The 20,000-nt window shown below is 70.3% G+C and carries 25 protein-coding genes; 10 read left to right on the top strand and 15 right to left on the bottom strand.

The annotated features are described in order from the left end of the window. Positions 1-10 precede the first annotated feature (10 nt). On the bottom strand, positions 11-1,366 hold the full coding sequence (locus U2P90_RS10295) for a phytoene desaturase family protein (protein WP_322472022.1): 1,356 nt from the start codon (positions 1,364-1,366) through the stop codon (positions 11-13). A gap of 3 nt (positions 1,367-1,369) precedes the next feature. Further along, a complete protein-coding gene (locus U2P90_RS10290) occupies positions 1,370-2,257 on the bottom strand; it encodes a UbiA family prenyltransferase (protein WP_322472021.1) in 888 nt (295 codons plus the stop codon). A 111-nt stretch (positions 2,258-2,368) separates the two neighbouring features. Here U2P90_RS10290 and U2P90_RS10285 point away from each other — a divergent pair, with 111 nt between their 5' ends. Beyond that, positions 2,369-3,307 (top strand): MerR family transcriptional regulator, encoded by a 939-nt coding sequence (locus tag U2P90_RS10285; protein ID WP_295816507.1) that lies wholly within the window; start codon positions 2,369-2,371, stop codon positions 3,305-3,307. Positions 3,308-3,320: 13 nt separating this feature from the next. After that, complete coding sequence (locus tag U2P90_RS10280) at positions 3,321-4,205, top strand: complex I NDUFA9 subunit family protein (RefSeq protein WP_322472020.1); 885 nt, start codon at positions 3,321-3,323, stop codon at positions 4,203-4,205. 20 nt (positions 4,206-4,225) lie between these two features. On the opposite strand, the gene U2P90_RS10275 is transcribed toward U2P90_RS10280, so the two are convergent. After that, a complete protein-coding gene (locus U2P90_RS10275) occupies positions 4,226-4,762 on the bottom strand; it encodes an adenine phosphoribosyltransferase (protein WP_322472019.1) in 537 nt (178 codons plus the stop codon). A 5-nt stretch (positions 4,763-4,767) separates the two neighbouring features. Further along, positions 4,768-5,298 carry a phosphoribosyltransferase family protein gene (locus U2P90_RS10270; protein ID WP_322472018.1) on the bottom strand — a complete coding sequence of 177 codons (531 nt, stop codon included), beginning with the start codon at positions 5,296-5,298 and terminating at the stop codon, positions 4,768-4,770. Between the two features lie 289 nt (positions 5,299-5,587). Between U2P90_RS10270 and U2P90_RS10265 the strand changes: the two genes are divergently transcribed. From U2P90_RS10265 to U2P90_RS10230, 8 genes are all read left to right on the top strand, one after another. Then, on the top strand, positions 5,588-6,040 hold the full coding sequence (locus U2P90_RS10265; protein ID WP_322472017.1) for a DUF4395 domain-containing protein: 453 nt from the start codon (positions 5,588-5,590) through the stop codon (positions 6,038-6,040). A 42-nt stretch (positions 6,041-6,082) separates the two neighbouring features. Next, entirely contained in the window at positions 6,083-7,669 is a 1,587-nt protein-coding gene (locus tag U2P90_RS10260; protein ID WP_322472016.1) for a nitrite/sulfite reductase, read from the top strand. Further along, positions 7,666-8,205 carry an adenylyl-sulfate kinase gene (gene cysC / locus U2P90_RS10255; RefSeq protein ID WP_295816518.1) on the top strand — a complete coding sequence of 180 codons (540 nt, stop codon included), beginning with the start codon at positions 7,666-7,668 and terminating at the stop codon, positions 8,203-8,205. Before U2P90_RS10260 ends, cysC begins: the two co-directional genes overlap by 4 nt. Beyond that, positions 8,202-8,909, top strand: coding sequence for a phosphoadenylyl-sulfate reductase (locus tag U2P90_RS10250; protein ID WP_322472015.1), 708 nt, complete (start codon positions 8,202-8,204; stop codon positions 8,907-8,909). The genes cysC and U2P90_RS10250 overlap by 4 nt, the downstream gene beginning before the upstream one ends. Before the next feature lie 110 nt (positions 8,910-9,019). Then, positions 9,020-10,189, top strand: coding sequence for a sulfate adenylyltransferase (sat, locus tag U2P90_RS10245; protein WP_322472014.1), 1,170 nt, complete (start codon positions 9,020-9,022; stop codon positions 10,187-10,189). Between the two features lie 136 nt (positions 10,190-10,325). Continuing rightward, a complete protein-coding gene (locus U2P90_RS10240; RefSeq protein ID WP_322472013.1) occupies positions 10,326-11,321 on the top strand; it encodes an ABC transporter substrate-binding protein in 996 nt (331 codons plus the stop codon). Positions 11,322-11,325: 4 nt separating this feature from the next. Beyond that, a complete protein-coding gene (locus U2P90_RS10235) occupies positions 11,326-12,165 on the top strand; it encodes an ABC transporter permease (protein WP_322472012.1) in 840 nt (279 codons plus the stop codon). Continuing rightward, positions 12,162-12,914, top strand: coding sequence for an ABC transporter ATP-binding protein (locus tag U2P90_RS10230; RefSeq protein WP_295816526.1), 753 nt, complete (start codon positions 12,162-12,164; stop codon positions 12,912-12,914). Before U2P90_RS10235 ends, U2P90_RS10230 begins: the two co-directional genes overlap by 4 nt. 95 nt (positions 12,915-13,009) lie before the next feature. Here U2P90_RS10230 and U2P90_RS10225 read toward each other — a convergent pair whose 3' ends face one another. The 11 genes from U2P90_RS10225 to U2P90_RS10175 form a co-directional block, all read right to left on the bottom strand. Beyond that, positions 13,010-14,413 carry an MATE family efflux transporter gene (locus U2P90_RS10225; protein WP_322472011.1) on the bottom strand — a complete coding sequence of 468 codons (1,404 nt, stop codon included), beginning with the start codon at positions 14,411-14,413 and terminating at the stop codon, positions 13,010-13,012. Between the two features lie 68 nt (positions 14,414-14,481). Further along, the gene (locus U2P90_RS10220; RefSeq protein WP_322472010.1) at positions 14,482-15,342 is read right to left on the bottom strand and encodes an MBL fold metallo-hydrolase; all 861 of its coding nucleotides are present in this window, start codon (positions 15,340-15,342) and stop codon (positions 14,482-14,484) included. Positions 15,343-15,395: 53 nt separating this feature from the next. After that, on the bottom strand, positions 15,396-15,701 hold the full coding sequence (locus U2P90_RS10215) for a GNAT family N-acetyltransferase (protein ID WP_322472009.1): 306 nt from the start codon (positions 15,699-15,701) through the stop codon (positions 15,396-15,398). Between the two features lie 10 nt (positions 15,702-15,711). After that, entirely contained in the window at positions 15,712-16,251 is a 540-nt protein-coding gene (locus tag U2P90_RS10210; RefSeq protein ID WP_295816531.1) for an inosine/xanthosine triphosphatase, read from the bottom strand. After that, positions 16,251-16,667, bottom strand: coding sequence for a damage-inducible protein DinB (locus tag U2P90_RS10205; protein WP_322472008.1), 417 nt, complete (start codon positions 16,665-16,667; stop codon positions 16,251-16,253). Before U2P90_RS10205 ends, U2P90_RS10210 begins: the two co-directional genes overlap by 1 nt. Positions 16,668-16,783: 116 nt before the next feature. Beyond that, positions 16,784-17,287: a hypothetical protein gene (locus tag U2P90_RS10200; protein ID WP_322472007.1), complete on the bottom strand. Its 504-nt coding sequence runs from the start codon at positions 17,285-17,287 to the stop codon at positions 16,784-16,786. A gap of 69 nt (positions 17,288-17,356) precedes the next feature. Next, positions 17,357-17,914, bottom strand: coding sequence for a cyclin-dependent kinase inhibitor 3 family protein (locus U2P90_RS10195; protein WP_322472006.1), 558 nt, complete (start codon positions 17,912-17,914; stop codon positions 17,357-17,359). Continuing rightward, positions 17,911-18,912 carry a porphobilinogen synthase gene (hemB, locus tag U2P90_RS10190; RefSeq protein WP_295816537.1) on the bottom strand — a complete coding sequence of 334 codons (1,002 nt, stop codon included), beginning with the start codon at positions 18,910-18,912 and terminating at the stop codon, positions 17,911-17,913. The genes U2P90_RS10195 and hemB overlap by 4 nt, the downstream gene beginning before the upstream one ends. 74 nt (positions 18,913-18,986) lie before the next feature. Continuing rightward, complete coding sequence (locus U2P90_RS10185) at positions 18,987-19,304, bottom strand: roadblock/LC7 domain-containing protein (protein ID WP_295816539.1); 318 nt, start codon at positions 19,302-19,304, stop codon at positions 18,987-18,989. Beyond that, on the bottom strand, positions 19,304-19,642 hold the full coding sequence (locus U2P90_RS10180) for a roadblock/LC7 domain-containing protein (RefSeq protein ID WP_322472005.1): 339 nt from the start codon (positions 19,640-19,642) through the stop codon (positions 19,304-19,306). Before U2P90_RS10180 ends, U2P90_RS10185 begins: the two co-directional genes overlap by 1 nt. Further along, entirely contained in the window at positions 19,639-19,989 is a 351-nt protein-coding gene (locus U2P90_RS10175) for a roadblock/LC7 domain-containing protein (RefSeq protein ID WP_295816542.1), read from the bottom strand. The genes U2P90_RS10180 and U2P90_RS10175 overlap by 4 nt, the downstream gene beginning before the upstream one ends. Between the last annotated feature and the right edge of the window lie 11 nt (positions 19,990-20,000).

Here is a 20,000-nt window from a genome sequence, read left to right as displayed (position 1 = left end):
TGGGGGTTTTTTAGTGGATGTCCTGTGCCATCAGCGTGTCCACGATCAGGGCGCCGCCCAGGATCGCCGGAATCCCGCCGCCCGGATGGACGCCGGTTCCCACCTGCCACACGATCCGGCCCACGCGGTACGGCTGCGGGTGCAGAGGGCCGCCCCGCCACCGCGGGTACGCCGCTCCATAGATCGCCCCACCCGCGTGTCCACCCGCCGCGTAGTGGGCCGGGGTCAGGGCAAGTGGCGCAGCGGCCGGATCGAATAGCCGGGGCACGCCCAGCACCCGCGCCGTGTGCTCGATCTGTCCCTGCACCCACGGATGGGTAGCGTCAAGCACGCGGCCGGTGGCAGGAGCGGTGAGGAGCACCGCCAGCCGCTGGCCGTCCTGATGTACCAGGGCCAGGGTCGACGCCGGCAGCGCCCCGGCATGCACGGCCGACCCGAACATCCGGAAATCGTCGGGTGTCACGACGCTGGTGTGGGGCAGCTCCAGTCCGGCGGCCGCGCGGCCGTACAGCGCGATGCCGCTGACCGTGCGGCGCGGTACCGGACCGGATGCCGGCCGACCACGCAGCGCCGCGAGCCGACCAGGATCTACTGCGCTCACCACGAGATCGTGTGAGACCGCATCAGTGCCATTCAGATGGAGGGTCGTGCCGCTGATGCGGGTGACCTCCACGCCCTCGCGGATCGTCACGCCACGGGCCTGAGCAAAGGTCGTCAGAACGTCCAGCACGCGGCCCATACCGTGACGCGGACGGGACACATCCGGCCCCGCCAGCGCAGGGAGCATCGCATACAGCGGCGGCGCGGCCTGCGGCGTCACTCCGGCATTCAGAGCGTGGGTGGCGATGGCGTGCGCCAGGGCCGGCGGCAGCCGCAGCGCCCGCACCCACCCGGCCGCCGAGCGGTGCGGCCCACTGACTGTCAACAGCGCCCGTGAGGCCCGCAGGAACGTCGGATCCGTCAGGTGCGGCGGCGTGGTCAGCAGGGTCGTCAGGTGCGGCGCAAGCGGCGCGACAGCCTGGACGTAGCGCCGCCACTCGCCATGCAGCGCGTGATCCGCCGGCACCGGGAGGGGCACGGCCCCGGCGGGCGTGTGGTGCAGTCCCAGGCCGCCGGGCAGCGGCCGCAGATCCAGCGGGTTCGCCTCTCCCAGGCGCGCCAGGAAGGTGTGCCACACGGCCGGAAGCGTGAACAGGCTGGGGCCGGTGTCGATCTCCATGCCGGCGCTGGTCTCCCGACGGAGCTTGCCGCCCGCGCGGTCGCGGTCGTACACGGTGACCCGGTGCCCCCGCTGACCGAGCAGCGCCGCGAGTGCCAGTCCGGCGAGTCCGCCCCCGATCACGCCGACCGAGCGCGGTCTAACCACGGATTACGGACCGGGCCACGGCCCACGCACGAGCAGGGCCACAAGCGGCACGCCCGCGACTGCGCCCACGATCCACGGCGTGACGATGCTCAGCGGATACAGGCGCGCCGCGTGCTCCGGCGTGGGCCGACGCAGCAGCGACACCGCCATGCCGCCGCACGTCAGGGCCAGCGCCAGTGCGGTCAGGATGGAAACCGGACACAGCAGCGCGGCCGCCACGGCGAACCACGCCAGGGCATAGGTGGCCGTGCCGCGCACGCCCAGCGTCGTGGCGACCGTGGCCGTCCCCGCGTGGCGGTCTGCGGGGATGTCCTGCGCGGCGTCGAAGGCGTGCTTGCCCACCGAGTACGCCATCAGGGCGAGCAGGGGCAGCCACGGCACCGGTGTCCCCAGCGCCAGCGCGGGCAGCGCCAGCGGCAGCGCGTACGCGACGTTGCTCAGGCCGTCGAGGACTGGGCGGGCCTTCAGGCGCAGGGGCGGCAGGCTGTAGGCTGCGAACAGCGCGGCGGAGAGGGCCAGCACGGCCGTCGCGCGGGGCGGGAGGATCAGGGCGAGCGCCGTGAGGGCCGGCAGGTTCCAGGCCAGCGTGACCCGCAGCAGGGGCGCGGCCTCGACCTCGGCCAGCCGGGCCCCCTGCCAGCCTCCCTTGCGGCTCGACCGGGCGTCCTCCTCGCGATCCCACAGGTCGTTCAGACCGTAGATCAGCAGGTTGAAGGGCAGCGTCAGGTACGCCGCGAGCAGCAGCAGCCCCGGATCCAGCGTGTACAGCCGCCCCGTCAGCCACACCCCGGTGACCAGCGTCCCGATGGTGTTGATCCACAGGGCCGGCCGCGACACGGTCAGCTGACGTCGCAGGGGCAGGGTGGCAGGGAGGGTGAGGCTCTGGCGCATGACCACCGCCAGTGTAATCGCGCTCCCGCCGGGCCACATGCCCCCGCGCCCCGCCGGCACGGCACGAACGCTTACGTTCCCCGACCATGACGTGACCGACAATACGGGAACATGGATCCTCACTCCGACCTCACCCACACGGCGATGTACACCGCGTCTGAGGTGGAGTCCCGCACCGGGGTGCCGGCCACCACGCTGCGGCAGTGGGAGCGCCGCTACGGCTTCCCGCGTCCGGTTCGCAACGCCAACGGCTACCGCCTGTACTCGCCCGAGGACGTGACCGAGATCGGCCGCATGCAATCACACCTGCTCATGGGGGTGTCGGCGGGGCGCGCGGCCGAATTGACGCTGGCGGGCATCGACCCGCATCCCGTGACGCCGGGAACGGGGCCGAATACCCTGCGGCTCGTGGCCGACCTCACGACCGCGCTGCTGGACTCCGATCTGGCCAGGGGCCACGCGCTCCTGGGCGAGGCGCACGCCCACCTGCCGGTCGAGGACGTGCTGACCCAGGTGATCTCGCCGACCCTGATCGAGATCGGGGCACGGTGGGAGCGTGGGGAGATCACGGTCACGCACGAGCACCAGGCGACGGCGTTCCTGCGCTCCCGTCTCAATGCCCTGATGGACGCCGCCGATTCGCCGGGGGCGCCGGGCCCGCTGGTGGTGGCGGCCTGTGCACCGGGTGAGCGCCACGAACTGGGCCTGATGATGTTGACCCTGGCGCTGCGCCGCCGGGGCGTGCGGGTCGCGTTCGTGGGAGCCGATTCACCACTGGGCGACCTGGGCGTCTACGCCCGGCAGCGCGGTGCGGCGGCCGTCGCCCTGGGCCTGCAGGGCGACTGGGCGCTGCCCGGCACCCGTGCACAGCGTGCCGACCTGGACGACCTCGGGCTCCCGGTGTTCCTGGGCGGGGCCCTGGTGGATGCATGGCCTGAACTGGCCGACGAACTGCGTGGCACATACGCCGGGCCCGACGCGGCGACGGCCGCCGACATCATCGTCCGGGCACTGGGAAGGGCCGGTGGCGACCGGCAGGAGGACACATGAGGGAACAGGTCGCATGAGGATTCTGGTCACCGGCGCGAGCGGGTTCGTGGGCAGTGCAGTCGTCCGGGCCCTGCTGGAACGAGGGCACGAGGTCTGGGCCGGCAGCCGGGGGGGCCGCCCCGTGGCGGGCGCCCATGCCGTGGGTCTGGACGTGACGGATCCCGGCAGCGTGCAGCGGGCCGTCGGGCAGGCCGACCCGGAGGCGGTGGTGCATCTGGTGGGCATCATCGTCGAGAAGGGGACGCAGACCTTCGAGCGCGTCCACGTGGACGGCACCCGCAACGTTCTGGCCGCCGTGCCACGCACGGCCCGCTATGTCCACATGAGTGCCCTGGGCGCCGATCCACAGAGCGCCAGCGGCTACAGCGCCTCCAAGGGCCGCGCCGAGGCACTGGTGCAGGGCAGCGGGCTGACCTTCACCATTTTCCGGCCCAGCCTGATCTTCGGGCCGGGCGACGACTTCTTCGGGCGGGTATTGCGTGAGCTGGTCAGCACCGCGCCCATCGTGCCCCAGATCGGGGACGGGTCGTTCCCGTTCCGCCCGGTGAGCGTACAGGACGTGGCGACGGCATTCGCGGGGGCTGTGGAAACCGGCACAGGCCGTGGCGAGACCTATGCCCTGACCGGCCCGGACGAGTTCACGTTCCGGCAGCTGCTGGAGCTGGAACTGCGTGCCCTGGGCAAGACCAAACCCATCGTGCCCGTGCCCCTGGCCCTGATGAACCTCGCCGTACCGCTGATGCAGGTGCTGCCCAATCCTCCGATCACGAAGGATCAGTACGCCATGCTCAAGGCCGGCAACACCGCCCCGAACGAGCCGGCCAGGACAGTCTTCGGCCTGCCGATGCGCCGCCTGGCCGACGACCTGCCCGGGCTCCTGGCCCAGCACCGGAGCTGAGCCGTCCTCGGCCGAGTCCGTCAGGGCACGCGGCGCGGCAGTTCCTGCAAGACGGTCACGTCCAGCGGGGGCTGACCCTGCCGGAACGCCGCGAGATAGCCGCTGACGGTGCCGCCCGCCTGCACGACGAATTTTGCCAGGGCCCGGGCGGTGCCGCCACTGGCAATCACGTCCTGCACGATTGCCACCTGGCGTCCCCGGAGTCTTGCCGCGTGCGGGCCGTCGAGCCACAGCGTCTCGGCCACGCCCAGGCTCAGGCTGGGCACGTCCTGGATCAGCGGCTGCTGCATGTAGGTGCGGCGCTTCTTGCGGGCGCACACGTAGGGCAGCCCGGAGCGGTCGCTGAGTTCATGGGTCAGCGGCAGGGCATTCGTGACGACCGTCAGCAGGATCTCGGTGCCCGCCGGGATCAGCGGGAGCATGGCCTGGGCCGCCGCGTTCGTGAACTCCGGATCGCCGATGAACTCGACGAGCGGCACGCGCCCCAGGTTCCCGGTGCGCACCGTCGGCAGGACGCGCTCGACGTCCCCGATCCGGACGGTCAGGTCAGACGTCACGGCGCTCACGTGTACAGCGGCAGGTGCCCGAGCGCTGTCACCTCCGGCCGCTCGTCGCCCTCGGTGAACACGGCCAGCACCGCCGCGACCTCGCCCCCGACCTCCTCGATGATCTGGCGCAGCGAGTGCAGGGTGCCGCCGCTGGACACCACGTCGTCGACAATGGCGACCTTGCGGCCCCGGATCTTGTCCACGTCGAAGCCGTCGAGCACCAGCAGCTGCGGCTTGCCGGTGGTGATGCTCACGACCTCGCGCGCCACCGGGTCGACCATGTACGGCTTCTGCGTCTTGCGGATCACGATGTATGGCTTGCCACTCTCGCGGCTGATCACGTGGGCCAGACTCAGGGCCTTGACTTCCGGGGTGACGAGCACGTCGACGCCGGCCGGGATCAGTTTCGCCAGTTCCCGGCCGGCCTCCTCGGTCACCTCGGTGTCGCCCAGCATGTTGAACAGGGCCACGCTGACCCCGGGCGCGACAGGAACGACGGGCAGGTCACGGGTCACGCGACCCACGTGGACGGTGTGGGTGGTCATGCCCGCAAGTGTAGTGCAGGGCCGTGTCCAGCGCGGTCAGCGGAGCGGCCGGATGTAGGGCAGGAGGCCACGCCGTCAGGAGGCCTCACCCATGTCACTCCCAGCGTAGCGACGGCACTTCAGGCGCAAGCCCGACACCTGATTGAATCTCGCAAACAGCTTCCAGCACGGCGTTGAGCAGAACCCTGGCACGAAGAGAGGGTTAATGAAAGCCTCCACCGGTCGTCCAGACACCTGTAATCAGTTGACTTGTTTTGTCAGCTATAGAAGATTACTCTTTTCATCAATGATGACGACCTCCTCCACCCTCTCGCGCCCGGCCAGAACGGATCTGAGTGCCCTGAAGTTCAATCAGGTCACGGTGGTCGTCGTGACCGCACTGGCGGTACTGCTGACCCTCCCGGCCCTGACGCTGCTGCTGGGCGCGGCCATGCTCGTCGGTGCCATCGCTCCGCAGGTGTCGCCCATGCGTGCCGCGTACCGCGTGCTGGGCCGACCCCTGGGCCTGTCACCCGAGGTCGTGGACGAGGATCCCCGGGCCCACCACTTCGCGCAGGGCGTGGGGGGCACCTTCCTGCTGGCGTCCGGACTGTTCACACTCGCTGGCCTGAGCCTGGTCGGCACCGTGCTGGGCGTGGTCGTCATTGCCCTGGCCGCACTGAACCTGTCCCAGCGCATCTGTGTGGGCTGTCTGATGTACTTCCAGTACCGCCGCCTCCGTTACGTCATCCTGAAGCGCTGACGCGCCCACCAACCACCAGTACTGCCACAAGGAAATCCTGCCATGTCTGACATCGAGTCCCTGAAAAAAGAAGTCCCGCCCTTCCAGATCTTCGACCTGATCCCGCAGTACGCCGCGCAGGGCTTCATCGACCCCGAGCGCATCGACCTGCTGAAATGGGCCGGCGTGTACCCGCAGCGTCCCCAGGAAGACGGCTTCCTGATGATGCGCGTGCGCGTGCCGGCAGCAGAATTCAGCACCGCCACCATGCGCGAGGTCGCCAACATCGCCGAGGAGTACGGCCGGGGCTTCCTGGACGTCACGGATCGTCAGGCCTTCCAGTTCCACTGGCTGACCATCGACAAGATCCCCGAGATCTTCCAGCGCCTGGAACCGCTGGGGCTGCATCCCAAGGGTGCGTGTGGCGACACCGTGCGTGCCGTCATCGCCTCGCCCCTGGCCGGTCTGGACGCCCGCGAGATCATCGACGTGCGCCCGCTGGCCCACGCGATGGAGGGCACGCTGACCGGCAATGCCGAGTTCCAGGATCTGCCGCGCAAGTTCAAGATGAGCATCACCGCGGTGCCGGAGCTGGAAGGCATCCACATGATCAACGACATCGGCTTCCTGGCGCACAAGGTGAACGGCGAGGTCGGCTTTGACGTGTGGGTGGGCGGTGGCCTGGGCGCCGTCGCGCACCTCGCGCAGCGCCTGGGCGTGTTCGTGAAGCCGGAGGAGATCGTCGAGGTCGGCCGCGCCATCGCCGGGGCGTACCGGGATCATGGCTACCGCCAGAACCGCAAGAAGAGCCGCCTGAAGTTCCTGATCAAGGACATCGGCGTGCAGAAGTTCAGAGAGATCGTCGAGACCGAGTACCTGGGACGCTCCCTTCAGGACGGCCCGGCCGCGCCCACGGCCCGCTTCGGCGGCAACGACGTGCTGGGCGTCAATCCCCAGGCCGACGGCCTGAACTACGTGGTCGTGGCGACCACCGTGGGGCGCATCAACCCCGAGAAGGCCCGCGCCCTGGCCGATCTGGCCGACCGTTACGGCAAGGGTGTGCTCCGCACCACCGCGTTCCAGAACATGGTCATCCCGCACGTGGCCTCGGAGGACGTGGCCGCACTGAGCGCCGAACTCGCCGCCATCGATCTCGCGCCGAAGACCACGCTGCGTGGCACGACGATTGCCTGCACCGGCAACCAGTTCTGCCGCCTCGCGCTCACCGAGACCAAGGAACGCACCGCGAATCTGGTCGATCACATCGAGGCCCGGTTCAGCGGCCTGGACGTGCCCTTCACCATCAACCTGACCGGCTGCTCCAACGCGTGCACGCGGTATCAGGTCGCCGACCTGGGCTTCATGGGGGCCAACAAGACCGACCCCGACGGCACGGTGCACGAGGTCTTCAATGTGCATCTGGCGGGAAGCATCGGGCAGGCGCACCGCACCGGCACCAAACTGAAGGGGGCCGTGCCCGCCGAGCGCCTGAACGAGTACACCGACGCCGTGCTGGCCGACTTCGAGGCCAACAAGGCACCGGCCGAGAGCTTCGTGGAATACAGCGACCGCATGGGCCACGAGCGCTTCGCCCCGGATGCCGTGCTGAATGGCGGCAGCCTGAGCAGCAAGGCCCTGGTGACGGCATGACCGCCACCGCGGAACGCCCCACCGTGGCCCCGGGCCGCGTGGTGTGGTTCACCGGCCTGAGCGGCGCGGGCAAGAGCACCCTGGCCAGCGCCCTGTATGCCGAACTCCAGACCCGTGGCGTCGCCGTGGAACTGCTGGACGGCGACGCCGTGCGCGAGAACCTGAGCAAGGGCCTGGGCTTCACGAAGGCCGACCGTGACACCAACGTCCGCCGGATCGGCTTCGTGGCCGGCCTGCTGGCCAAGCACGGCGTGACGGTGCTCGTCAGCGCGATCAGTCCCTACGCCGACACGCGCCGCGAGGTGCTGGGCGCCTTCGACAGTGCCCTGGAAGTGTTCGTGGACGCGCCGCTGGAGGTCGTCACCGAACGGGACGTGAAGGGGCTGTATCTGAAGGCCATCGCCGGCGAGATCCCGCACTTCACCGGTGTGAGCGATCCCTACGAGCGGCCGGAGTCGCCGGATCTGCACCTGCGCACCGACCACATCACCGTCGAGGACGGCGTCCGGCAGCTGCTGGACAGGCTGGGCGCATGACCATCTCGGACGGCCCCCGGCCCACGGCGCCCACTCCGGCGACCTTCACGCCTGAGACCGATCCCACCGACGTGATCCGCTGGACACTCGCGGCGCACCCCGACGTGCTGATGCCCAGCGCCTTCAACCTGAACGGCGTGGTGCTGATCGATCTGGCCGTCCGGGCCGGCTACCGGGGCAAGGTCGTCTTCGTGGACACCGGCTACCACTTCCCCGAGACCCTGGCGACCCGCGACCGGCTGGCGACGCGGTATCCGGAACTGACCTTCGTGACCCTCAACGCCGGAGCGAGCCCCGAGGACGGCCAGACCGACCCGGCGCTGTACGCCAGCGACGCGGATGCGTGCTGCGCCGTGCGGAAGGTGGCCCCACTCCAAACCTACCTGCGCGACACGGCTCCCTCCGCGCTGCTGAATGCCCGCAGCCGCGACCAGGCGAGCACCCGCGCCGACATTCCCTTCGTCGAGGACGGCGGCGCGCGGGTGAAGGTCAATCCCCTGGCGCACTGGACGCGCGAGCAGCTGGAGGCCTACGCGACCGCGCACGACCTGCCGGTGAACCCCCTGTACTTCGACGGCTTCCTGAGTGTGGGCTGCTGGACGTGCACCCGAGCCGTGCGCCCCGGCGAGGACGCCCGCGCAGGCCGGTGGGCTGGCAAGGGCAAGACCGAGTGCGGGCTGTGGGCCGGGGAGAACCGGCTGTGAGCACCGGGCACGGAACCTTCCGAAGGCGATGTCGCCGGAATTGATGCGCTCCTTTTTTTTGCTCGACCAGTTGACCTCTTTCATCCACTGAATCCCACTCTGGAGACCCGATGCCCACGCTGATGACCGAACCCACCTCCCTGCCCACGCCCCTGGGCGGCACGCTCGTGAACCGTGTCCGCCGTCCCGGCCACGACTTCGATCCGGCCAGCCTGGACGGCCGCCCCCGCATCGAGATCAGCGAGCGCACCTACGCCGATCTGGAACTCATCGCCACCGGCGCGTACTCGCCGCTGACCGGGTTTGTCGGCGAGGCCGACTACGCCTCGGTCATCGAGCGCATGCGCCTCGCGGACGGCACGCCGTGGAGCATCCCGATCACCTTCCCCGTGTCCCGCGAGGACGCCGCCCGCCTGAGCGGTACCGTGGTTCTGACCTTCGGCGGGCAGGACGTGGGCACGCTGGAGATCCACGAGCACTACGACGCCCGCAAGGCCTGGGAAGCCCGCGAGGTCTACCGCACCGAGGACGCCGCACACCCCGGCGTGGCCGCGCTGTACGCGCAGGGCGACGTGAACCTGGCCGGGCCGGTCACGCTGTTCGAGGTGCCGCGCGGGGCCTTCCCCATGCACCACCGCACGCCCGCCGAGGTGCGCCAGGTCATCGAGGCGCGGGGCTGGCGCTCGACCGTGGCCTTCCAGACGCGCAACCCGATCCACCGCGCCCACGAGTACCTCCAGAAGGTCGCGCTGGAACTGGTGGACGGCCTGCTGCTGCACCCGCTGGTCGGCACGACCAAGGGCGACGACGTGCCCGCCACGACCCGCGTCGAGGCCTACGAGGTGCTGCTGGAGAAGTACTACCCGCAGGCCCGCACGCTGCTCAGCGTGTACCCGGCGGCCATGCGCTACGCCGGCCCACGTGAGGCGATCATCCACGCGCTGTCGCGCCGCAACTACGGGGCCTCGCACTTCATCGTGGGCCGCGACCACGCCGGCGTGGGCAGCTACTACGGCACCTACGACGCCCAGGAGATCTTCCGCGCCTTCACGGCCGAGGAACTGGGGGTGCGCATCCTGCGCTTCGAGCACACCTTCTACTGCCAGTCCTGCGGTCAGCTCGTCAGCCCGCGCACGTGCCCGCACGACAGCTCGCACCACCTCGTGCTGAGCGGAACCAAGGTGCGCGAGAAACTCCGCGCCGGCGAGAACCTGCCCGCCGAGTTCACCCGTCCCGAAGTGGCGGAAGTGCTGCGCCGCGCGTACACCCGCGCCGACTGAGCTGCGCCGACTGTGCCGCACCGTTCAGAATCCTGAAGATCGTCCCGGTAGTCGTCACACGTTCGGCCTGACCGGGCACCGCACCATACTCGGGACTTCCCCGGTGATACCCATTTCCCCCCTCAAGGAGGAGCCCATGAGCCGTTCCCCGAAGATCCGTACCCGCCGAGCGTCCGTGGCCGCCCTGGGGGTCACCCTGACCCTGGCGGCGGCCCTGATCCTGACTCCAGGTGCCAACGCCCAGCCTGCAACGACCGTCCGGCTGGGATTCTTCCCGAACCTAACCCATGCCCCGGCCCTGATCGGCCTGCAACGCGGCACCTTCCAGAAGGCCTTTGGGAGCGCGAAACTCGATGCCCGCCAGTTCGTGTCCGGTACCACCCTCACCGAGGCCTTCGCCGCCGGGCAGATCGACATCGCGTATGTGGGCCCCGGCCCGGCGATCAGCGCGGCGGGACGCGGGATGCCCGTGCAGTTCATCGCCGGCGCCTCCGAGGCTGGCGCGGTGCTGGTGGCCCGCAAGGACAGCGGTATCACGTCCTACAAGGAGCTGGCCGGCAAGACCGTGGCCGTGCCCAGCCTGGGCAACACCCAGGACATCAGCCTGCGCCACATCCTGGGCGAACAGGGCCTGAAGTCGGCCGCTGATGGTGGCAACGTGACCATCGTGCCCATTCCGCCGTCGGATACGCCCGCCGCCTTTGCGGGCAAGCGGGCCGACGCGGCGCTCGTGCCGGAGCCGTGGGGCGCGGTGCTGGAGGCGCAGGGCAACAAGGTGGTCGGCAGCGAGAAGACTGTGTGGCGGAACGGCAAGTACCCGACGACCATCGTGATCGTGAATACCAAGTTCGCGCAGGCGAACCCGGCGCTGGTCACCGCGTTCCTGAAGGCCCACACCGACGCCGTGGCCTTCCTGACGAAGAACCCGGCAGCAGCCCAGACCGCGGTCAATGCGCAGCTGGAGAAGCTGACCGGCGAGAAGGTCGATCTGCGCGTGCTGCAGCGTGCCCTGTCGCGCACCCGCTTCACGACCGCGCTGGATCTGGACGCCCTGAAGGACTACGCGGCGCTGAACGTTGAGGCCGGGTACACGCGCACTGCACCGGATCTCGCGCCGTTCGTGAGGAAATAACCGCATGACGGTCTCCCGCGCTCCCGGTGACACGGTGCCCCGGCCCCGCACCGCCGCCGGCCGCTGGCGGGCCGCCGCGTGGCAGCTGGGCGGTCTGCTGGTCATCCTTGCCGTATGGTGGCTGGTCACGGATGTCCTGAAGCTGTATCCGGCGTATGTCTTCCCCAGTCCCCGCGCGGTCTGGACGGAAGTCTCATACGGTCTGTGGGGCACCGGCCCGCAGGACGGCAAGCTGCTGGCCGCCATCGGTGGGAGCCTGCGCCGCGTGCTCACGGGGTACCTGATCGCCGTCGTTCTGGGCGGCGTGGTCGGCCTGATCATGGGCGCGTGGCCGCCGATCCGCACGGCGCTGGGCGCGTACCTGACCGGCATCCAGAGTGTCCCCAGCATCGCCTTCGTGCCCTTTGCGATCCTCTTCCTGGGCCTGAACGAGCGGGCCGTGCTGTTTGTGGTGATCCTGGAGGGCTTCATCCCCGTGGCGCTGGCCGTGTCGGGGGCGCTGCTGAACGTACCGCCGGCGCTGCGGATCGCGGGCCGCACCCTGGGGGCCCACGGCCCGGCCCTGACGTGGCGCGTGCTCCTGCCCGCCGCCGTGCCGAACGTCCTGACCGGTCTGCGCACCGCGTGGAGTTTCGCGTGGCGGGCCCTGGTCGGCGGGGAACTGCTGATCGCCGGTTCCAAGAGTCTGGGCGAGCAGCTGGAGGTCGGCCGCAACACCGCCAACGTCGCGCTGGTGCTGGCGACCATCATCATCATCGGCGTGATCGGCGGCGTGTTCGACGCACTGCTGCGCTCGCTGGAGGCCCGCGTGCGGCGTGACTATGGCCTGGAGGTGGCACAATGACCGCGACCGTGAACCGCGACCCCGCGCCCACCCCACAGGATGCCGGCAGCGCCGTGCATCCTGCCGGCGCGAGTCTGACACTCGACAACGTCAGCTACCGCTACCGGGGCCGTGCCGGGCTGGGGCCGATCGACCTGCACGTCTCGCCGGGCGAGTTCCTGTGCGTGGTCGGGCCGTCCGGCAGCGGCAAGAGCACCCTGCTGAGCCTGCTGGCTGGCTTCCTGCGCCCGCAGCAGGGCGTGATCCGCTTGGGCGACGAGACCGTGCGTGGCCCCCACCCCAGCCTGACCCTGGTGCAGCAGGAGGGGGCCCTGTTCCCGTGGCTGGATGTGGCCGGCAACGTGAAGTTCGGCCTGAAACGTCTGGGCCGGGCCGACCGGGACGCCCGCGCGGCCGAGGCGCTGCGGCTGGTCGGCCTGGACGGCTACGGTGCCCGGCGCGTGCATGAACTGTCGGGCGGCCAGCGCCAGCGGGTCAGCCTGGCCCGCGCCCTGGCCGTGAAACCCGGTCTGCTGCTGCTCGACGAGCCCTTCAGCGCCCTGGACGTGCAGACCCGCACCTCTCTGGCTGACGAACTGCTGGGCATCTGGTGGCAGCAGAAGGTGACCGTGGTCTTCGTGACCCACCAGCTCGAGGAGGCCCTGCACCTGGGCCAGCGGGTCGTGGCCCTGCGCGACGGTGAGGTGGCGCTGGACGCCCGCACCCGCGGGCTGTCACTGGAGACCCTCCAGGCAGCGCTCCAGACCTGAGCCGCGCAGGCATCGGAGCAGACCGCCCACTCGCAAAGGAGTGGGCGGTGTCGTGGATATCGGGGGTCGGACGGTCATCGTCCACCCCCCGGCGGTCAGTGGGCGGGGGCCATCGCCTGCCCGGCCTGCTCCTGTGCCAGCCGGTTCCAGTCCACCCGGCGCCGACGCCACTCGAAGATGATGACCTTGCTCAGTTCCTCCAGCCCCCGCGCCAGGAACACGCCCCACGCCCCCAGCGGCGTGTACAGCCCCAGGACGATGGCCAGCGGCAGCCCGACGATGAAGGCCCCGACGATGTCACCGATCAGCACCCCCTTGCCGTCGCCAGTGCCGGGCAGCACCCCGCCGCCGATGATCATGTTCCGCACCTTGATGACCTGGCTGACCGCCGTGATCAGGATGCCGATGACCGCGAGCTGCTGTACGTCCGCCCCCACGCGGGGGAACACGCTGGGCACGGCCAGGGCGCTCAGGGCGTACAGCGCTCCGCTGATCAGCGCCGTGATCAGACCCGCGTGCAGGATGCGGCGCAGCCAGTCCTGGGCAGCCGCAGCGTCTCCGGCCCCCAGGCTGCGCCCGATGAACACCGTGGCCGCGCTCATCAGGCCGAAGGAGGAGATGAAGAACACGCTCTCCAGGTTCGCGGCGATCTGACTGGCGGCCAGCGCCTGGGTGCCCACGCGGGCGAACACGGCGGCGTACAGGAAGCCGCCGAGGCTCCACGCGAACTCGGTGAAGGCGATGGGCGCCGTGAGCACCAGCAGCGGCGCGGTGACCTCCCGCCACGACCGGGGGTGCGGCACATTCAGCCGGGCCAGATGGCGCGGCCCGTAGATCTGCACCGCCAGATACACGGCCTTGAAGCTGTTGGCCGCGACAATGGCCCACGCCGCCCCGACCACGCCCAGCTGCGGAAACGGCCCCACGCCGAACACCAGCGAGTACGCCAGGACGCTCTCGATGGCCACGCTGAGCACCGTGGCGACCAGCGGTGTGCGGGCGTGCCCCAGTGAGCGCAGCGCCCCGCTGTAGACCCAGCCCAGCATGCCCGGCACCAGCGAGATCATCAGCACCTGAAGGTAGGGCGTGGCGACCCGAGTCACATCCGCCTCGCCGCCGGCCAGCGCCAGCAGCGGCCCGGCGACCCCATACACGCCGGCGGTGATCAGGGCACCGAGAACCAGACTCAGCACGGTCGTGATGGTGATCACCGTGTCCACACCCGCCCGGTCTCCCGCGCCCGCCCGCCGGGCCACCAGGATGCTGGTGCCGGTGCCCAGCGAGCCCAGCGTGACAAAGAACAGGAACCCCAGGCTCCCGCTGAGGCCCACCGCCGCCACCGACACCGCGCCGAGCGTGCCGACAATGATCTGATTGATGAACCCCAGCAGGAGCTGGATGACCATCTCCAGACTGACCGGGACGGCGATGCCCGCGATCTCCCGTGCCGGCGACTTGATCGATTCAGATGACACGGCAGGTGTGGGCGCGAGACTCATACCGCGCCACACTACACGGAGTTGGTCGCCTCGGGATCAGCAGGATGGCGGACACCACGCCACGTCCCTCAGGGCGAGACGGCGACAGCGTCCGGGACGGCATGGAACGCCCCCCGCTCTCCCACGGTCAGTCGGGCAAAGGGCACGTGCGGATCATGCGGCGTGCAGATCACGGCGCCCTCCTCGGCCCACTGCGGGAAGTACCGCCGCCGCGTCTCCAGGGTCGTGACCGGGTACAGGTCGAAGCCCATGATGTACGGCAGCGGCGCGTGGTTCAGGGTGGGCAGCAGGTCGGCCGTGTACACCAGCGTCTGCCCTCCGGAGCGCAGCACCACCCCCTGCATGCCGAGTGTGTGCCCCGGCAGCGGCAGCACGCTCAGGCCCGGCCGCAGGTCGTGCTCGCCCTCCACCACGTCGAACAGTCCGGCGTCCACGAGCGGCTCGAAGGTCTGCGGGATGTAGCTGGCACGGCTGCGTTCGTGCGGGTGCCGCGCATCATGCAGTTCCTGCCCCTGCACCACATAGCGGGCGTTCGGGAAGGTCGGTTCGCCCAGCGCGGTCACGCTGCGCCCCACGTGGTCGAAGTGCAGGTGGGTGCAGATCACGAGGTGGATGTCCTCGGCGCCCAGGCCCACGGCCTCCAGGCCCCGGAACACCGACTCGTCGCGCTCGGCGGCATACATGTGGTCGAACTTCTCGCCGCCCTGATCCCACAGGCCAGTCTCCACGAGGATGTTCTCGCCGCCGCGCTGGATCAGCAGTGGATTGACGCGCAGCGGAATGCGGTTCAGGTCGTCGCTGTCCGTGACCCGCGACCACAGCACCTTGGGCACCGTGCCGAACATGGCTCCTCCATCCAGGCGGAACTGCCCGTCGGTCAGGGACGTGACACGGAACTCACCGATGCGGCGCTCTTGAACCCAGGACATGCCGCGCAGCCTAACAAACGTCCGCTCGGGCCGTGGCCGGTCCGGTGTTCAGCTCACAGGCGGAACATCGCCCGCTGGCCCGGCTGCACCAGATCCGTGTACTCCGGATGGCGGCGCATGTACGCAGCGACGAAGGGGCACATCGGCACGACGTGCAGCTGGCGGGCACGGATGTCATCCAGCGCGTACTTCACCAGCGCACTGCCCAGTCCCTCGCCCTCGTGGCCCTCGTCGATCTCGGTGTGCGGCAGCATGCGGGCTCCGGCCACGTCCTGGTACTCGGCGTAGCCTGCCACACGGCCATCCACGGTGATCTCGTAGCGGCGGCGGGCCTCGTTCACGGTCACGTCGGTGGTCATGCGGGCCAGCCTACCCGAGACCGTACAGTTCCGGCGTGATCACGGGCGCGATACACAGCGCCGTCGCCTGTTCCCACACCGCCGACCGGGTGACCAGTCCCCGCGTGGCCGCGCCGACCGTGCCCCGCCCCCGCTTGATGTCCACCGTGCCCAGCATCTCGTCCATGACCGGGCCGAGTTCCTCTCCGGCCCGCACCCGCCCGGCCACGGCGGGGGGCAGGCGCAGTTCCGACGTCCGCGTCACATGGATCACACCTCCGGGTCGCGCCACCGCCACGATCCCGAACAGCCACGCCGCGCCACGCTCGAAGCGCACACCGCCCTCCAGACCGAAGCCCCACGTGGCTCCGGGCACCTGCAGGGCAGCGCGGGCACGGTTGACCGCGCCGCGCCGGGTCTGCCCCACCCCGAGCGGCTGATCCGGCACGCCGCTGGGCACCGCGACGCCGCGCACCTCCGGCGGATCGCCCGGCCCGGCATCCAGGGCCGCGAAGACCCGCGCCACCGCCTGCACCTTGGTCGGGTTGGTGCTCCCCACCACCACACCCATCACAGCAGAGGGAGCGTGCCGTACTGCCGCCGCAGGAGCGCCACCTGCCCCCAGTGGTACGCGCTGTGCACCGCCAGATCCGCGAGCACCTCCCGCGCCCGTGACGACGGATCGCCCGCCAGAACCTGCGCCTCGGCCAGCCCGCTGCGTAGATCGGCCAGATGGTGCTCGAATTCGGCGCGGGTGGGCGGCTGATCCGGCCACACGCTCAGGGTCACGGGCCACGCCTCGGCCCGGCCGCTGGCCAGATCCAGGCTGGCACGCTGGGTCACCGACAGGTGGTAGACCAGCCCGGCCAGCGTGTAGGGCACGCCGGGCATCCGCCGGGCCGCCTCGTGCCAGTCCAGCCCGCTCAACAACTCGTCCACACTGCGGAAGGACGTGCCGCCCAACAGGGAATGCTGCAGAAGATTCACGCGGGTCAGCTTATCCCGGCCCGGAGCGTCCTCTGTCTGCGGGTGGCCCAACCGGGCGGGACACGGCCAGCAACGCGACCACCGGCGGATCGATGGCCCCGGCCCGGTGCGATCCGTCAGAACTGAAGAGCGTAGCGCGTGCCATCGTTGCCGGTACACTCGCCGATGCCGTGCTCGGTCTCGTCGACGGTCAGGGTACACGTCAGCGTGAGCACGGGCGCGGTGGCCGTTCTGGCGATCAGGTTGCCGATCCGGGCCACCGGCGGATGACGCGGGCTGTCGAGCCGGGTGCCCACCCCGACCAGACCATTCGTGAAGGCCGCGCTGCTCGCACCGAACCCCACACTCAGCCCCCACCCGGCGGGCAGGGCAGCACCGGCACCGGCGCCGTCCACGATGGCGGTGCGCCCGGTGTAGGTCTGCCCACCGATGGTGATCGTGGCGTTGTCCGGCGCGAACGGATCGCCCACGCGTGGGCGCAGGCTCCCGGCGACGAACGACACCCTGCCCTCGGTGCCGGTCACGGAATTCACGATGCGGCCCTGGCGCGGGCCACTCACGGCAGGAGCACACGCGGCCAGGAGCGCGGCGGCCAGCACGATCAGGGCGGCGTCTTTCATGGTGGGCTCAGTGTAGGGTCTGGAGCTGACGGGCCCGTGAACCGGCGTGGGCTGGGCTGGAGCGCACGTTCATGAGTCGGGCCTGTCGGCCGGATCGTGATGGGCGAAGTCGTGGACGAACTGCTCCTGCGTCCGCGTCTCGATCGCGTGGGGGCTGCGTGTGTGGCGCACCAGCCGGATCGCGTCCTCGGGGGTCATGCCGGCCTGCACCAGCACGCACGCAGCGGTCAGACCCGCGCGGCCCAGCCCGCCCCGACAGTGGACGACCACCGACTGTCCGTCGAGCAGGAGGGTCATCAGATCGTCGACATATGTGCTGAAGGCGTGTGGGTCGCGCGGGACGCCGCCGTCGGGGATCGGACAGGGCACGACCGTCAGGTGCCGGGCCTCGGCCTCGTCGTGGTAGCCGTCCATGCCCAGCAGATCAAACTCGAAATCCTCGATCAGCGGAGCGATCACCTGGGTTCCGTCGCGCGCCAGCGTCTCCAGATCAGCCCGCAGGTCGCGGTCGTGGGTCACGCCGGGCTGGTACACGCTGAGCCCCTTCTTGCCCGGCGCGAAGGTCAGGCCCAGCCGCCCCGGCCACAGGCCCGTGGCAATCCAGTCCACCCGGATCGGGCCGCTCATGCGGGGTCGTCCCGCAGCCAGCGGGCGGCGTCCAGGGCGTGGTACGTGATGATCGCGTCGGCCCCGGCTCGCCTGAAGCCGGTCAGGGTCTCCAGCACGGTGCGCCGCTCGTCCATGTACCCGGCCGCCGCCGCCGCCTTGATCAGCGAGTACTCGCCGCTGACGTTGTATGCCACGACCGGCAGGTCGAACTCGCGCCTCAGCAGGCTCAGCACGTCCAGATACGCCAGCGCGGGCTTGACCATCAGGGTATCGGCCCCCTGCTCGGCGTCGAGGCGGGCTTCCCGCAGGGCCTCGCGGTAGCCGCCAGCCGGATCCATCTGGTACGTGGCGCGGTTACCGACGCTCGGGGCCGACCCCGCCGCGTCCCGGAAGGGGCCGTAGTACGCGCTGGCGTACTTCACCGCGTAGGCCATGACCGGCACGTGCGCGTAGCCGGCGGCGTCCAGCGCGGCACGGATCGCTCCGACCTGGCCGTCCATCATGGCGCTGGGAGCGACCACGTCTGCTCCGGCCTGCGCCTGCGACACGGCGGTGCGGGCCAGCAGATCCAGGCTGGGGTCGTTGTCGACCGTCCAGGCATCGGCCCCGGTCTGGCCGGGCACCTCGCGCAGCACGCCGCAGTGCCCGTGGCTGGTGTACTCGCACAGGCAGGTATCCGCGATGACGGTCACCTCCGGCACGGCCGCCTTGATGGCCGCCGCCGCCCGCTGGATGATGCCGCCGCTGTCGTAGGCCCCGCTGCCCTGCTCGTCCTTGTCGTCAGGAATGCCGAACAGGATCACGCTGGGAATGCCGAGGGCGTGCGCCTCGTGGGCCTGCTGCACCGCGCTGGCGACCGAGTGACGGCTCACGCCGGGCATCGTCGCGATCGGCGTCACGTCGTCTCGCTCGTGGACGAAGATCGGGTGGATGAACTGCGAGGGGTGCAGCTGTATCTCGCGGGTCAGGGCCCGCAGGGCGGGCGTCCGGCGCAGGCGGCGGGGGCGATCCATCATGGCCTCACCCTAGCGCCGGGGTGGCATGCGGGTCGGTGACGATCGTCCGGGTCGCGCCTGTCCCGAACCGTGGATCACGGGTTGAGGAGCCGGCGCACCGCGAAGCGCACGCGGCCCAGGCTGGTGACGTCGTCGAAGGCGGTCACCAGGATCTGTGGGCCGAAGGGCGTGAGCAGCACCGGGCCGCTGTCGAGATCGAGCAGCAGCTCGCTCCAGCCGGCCGCGTCCAGCGTGGTCTGGAGGCTGCCGATCACCGCCTTGCCGGCGGCGACGAGCCCGAGTTCCCGTTTCAGGAGACCCGGCTCCAGCCCGGCCGAACTCAGGACTGAGCCGTTGTGGTCGATCAGCAGGACGTGGGTCATGCCGCGTACGGCCATCAGCGTGTCGAGCATCAGCCCTCCACGCGCGGCAGGGGCAGGAGGTCGAGCGCCACCCGCGCCAGGGCCTGCTGGGCACTGCGGGTGTCCTGGCCACGGGCCAGCGCCACGCCGATCACGTGCTGGCCACTGGTCACCGCGACCACCTCGACCCGTTCGCTGGTCATGGTGAGCCGCGTGACGTCTCCGGCTCCCAGGCGGCGGCCCACCCGGTCGAAGGTCGCCCGCAGCGCCGCCAGTTCGGCGGCCAGGGCGTCGCCGCCCTCGCCCTGCGATTCGATGGGCAGGCCGTCTGGCCCGACAAGGGCAGCCGCGACCCCGCCGGACAGGCCCTGGAGTGCGTCGATGATCACAGCATGGCCCCCAGTTTGCGGGCGGCGTCCCGGCCATACAGCCGCGCCTGCCCGAGATTGCTGCGGGCATCCAGGGCCAGCAGCAGGTAGTACTCGGTCTTGATGGGATGCAGGTACACGCTCAGGCGCTCACCGCGCACATACAGTTCGCGCGCGTGTCCGCCGCCCAGCGTGTGGGCGTACGAACTGCCCGCCGAGCGCAGCAGTCCGGCGTGCTCGGCCACCAGCAGGCTCAGGTCGGCGCTGCCGGCACTGTGCCCCTCGATGAGCAGGCCGTCCAGTCCGCCGATGGCGGCGGCCCACGCACCGTCCACGTCATTCACGAGTTGCGTCAGTTCGGCAAGCATCGCCGCGCATC

The sequence above is a fragment of the Deinococcus sp. AB2017081 genome (assembly GCF_034440735.1).
Lineage (GTDB): Bacteria > Deinococcota > Deinococci > Deinococcales > Deinococcaceae > Deinococcus > Deinococcus rufus.
Note: the sequence above shows the minus strand (reverse complement) of the source record. Positions and strands in the feature narration are given on the sequence as shown.

Coding starts and splice junctions, on each gene's coding strand:
- U2P90_RS10290 (WP_322472021.1), bottom strand. CDS start 2,257: ATGCGCCAGAGCCTCACCCTCCCTGCCACCCTGCCCCTGCGACGTCAG.
- U2P90_RS10285 (WP_295816507.1), top strand. CDS start 2,369: ATGGATCCTCACTCCGACCTCACCCACACGGCGATGTACACCGCGTCT.
- U2P90_RS10280 (WP_322472020.1), top strand. CDS start 3,321: ATGAGGATTCTGGTCACCGGCGCGAGCGGGTTCGTGGGCAGTGCAGTC.
- U2P90_RS10270 (WP_322472018.1), bottom strand. CDS start 5,298: ATGACCACCCACACCGTCCACGTGGGTCGCGTGACCCGTGACCTGCCC.
- U2P90_RS10265 (WP_322472017.1), top strand. CDS start 5,588: ATGACGACCTCCTCCACCCTCTCGCGCCCGGCCAGAACGGATCTGAGT.
- U2P90_RS10260 (WP_322472016.1), top strand. CDS start 6,083: ATGTCTGACATCGAGTCCCTGAAAAAAGAAGTCCCGCCCTTCCAGATC.
- cysC (WP_295816518.1), top strand. CDS start 7,666: ATGACCGCCACCGCGGAACGCCCCACCGTGGCCCCGGGCCGCGTGGTG.
- U2P90_RS10250 (WP_322472015.1), top strand. CDS start 8,202: ATGACCATCTCGGACGGCCCCCGGCCCACGGCGCCCACTCCGGCGACC.
- sat (WP_322472014.1), top strand. CDS start 9,020: ATGCCCACGCTGATGACCGAACCCACCTCCCTGCCCACGCCCCTGGGC.
- U2P90_RS10240 (WP_322472013.1), top strand. CDS start 10,326: ATGAGCCGTTCCCCGAAGATCCGTACCCGCCGAGCGTCCGTGGCCGCC.
- U2P90_RS10235 (WP_322472012.1), top strand. CDS start 11,326: ATGACGGTCTCCCGCGCTCCCGGTGACACGGTGCCCCGGCCCCGCACC.
- U2P90_RS10230 (WP_295816526.1), top strand. CDS start 12,162: ATGACCGCGACCGTGAACCGCGACCCCGCGCCCACCCCACAGGATGCC.
- U2P90_RS10225 (WP_322472011.1), bottom strand. CDS start 14,413: ATGAGTCTCGCGCCCACACCTGCCGTGTCATCTGAATCGATCAAGTCG.
- U2P90_RS10220 (WP_322472010.1), bottom strand. CDS start 15,342: ATGTCCTGGGTTCAAGAGCGCCGCATCGGTGAGTTCCGTGTCACGTCC.
- U2P90_RS10215 (WP_322472009.1), bottom strand. CDS start 15,701: ATGACCACCGACGTGACCGTGAACGAGGCCCGCCGCCGCTACGAGATC.
- U2P90_RS10210 (WP_295816531.1), bottom strand. CDS start 16,251: ATGGGTGTGGTGGTGGGGAGCACCAACCCGACCAAGGTGCAGGCGGTG.
- U2P90_RS10200 (WP_322472007.1), bottom strand. CDS start 17,287: ATGAAAGACGCCGCCCTGATCGTGCTGGCCGCCGCGCTCCTGGCCGCG.
- U2P90_RS10195 (WP_322472006.1), bottom strand. CDS start 17,914: ATGAGCGGCCCGATCCGGGTGGACTGGATTGCCACGGGCCTGTGGCCG.
- hemB (WP_295816537.1), bottom strand. CDS start 18,912: ATGATGGATCGCCCCCGCCGCCTGCGCCGGACGCCCGCCCTGCGGGCC.
- U2P90_RS10185 (WP_295816539.1), bottom strand. CDS start 19,304: ATGCTCGACACGCTGATGGCCGTACGCGGCATGACCCACGTCCTGCTG.
- U2P90_RS10175 (WP_295816542.1), bottom strand. CDS start 19,989: ATGCTTGCCGAACTGACGCAACTCGTGAATGACGTGGACGGTGCGTGG.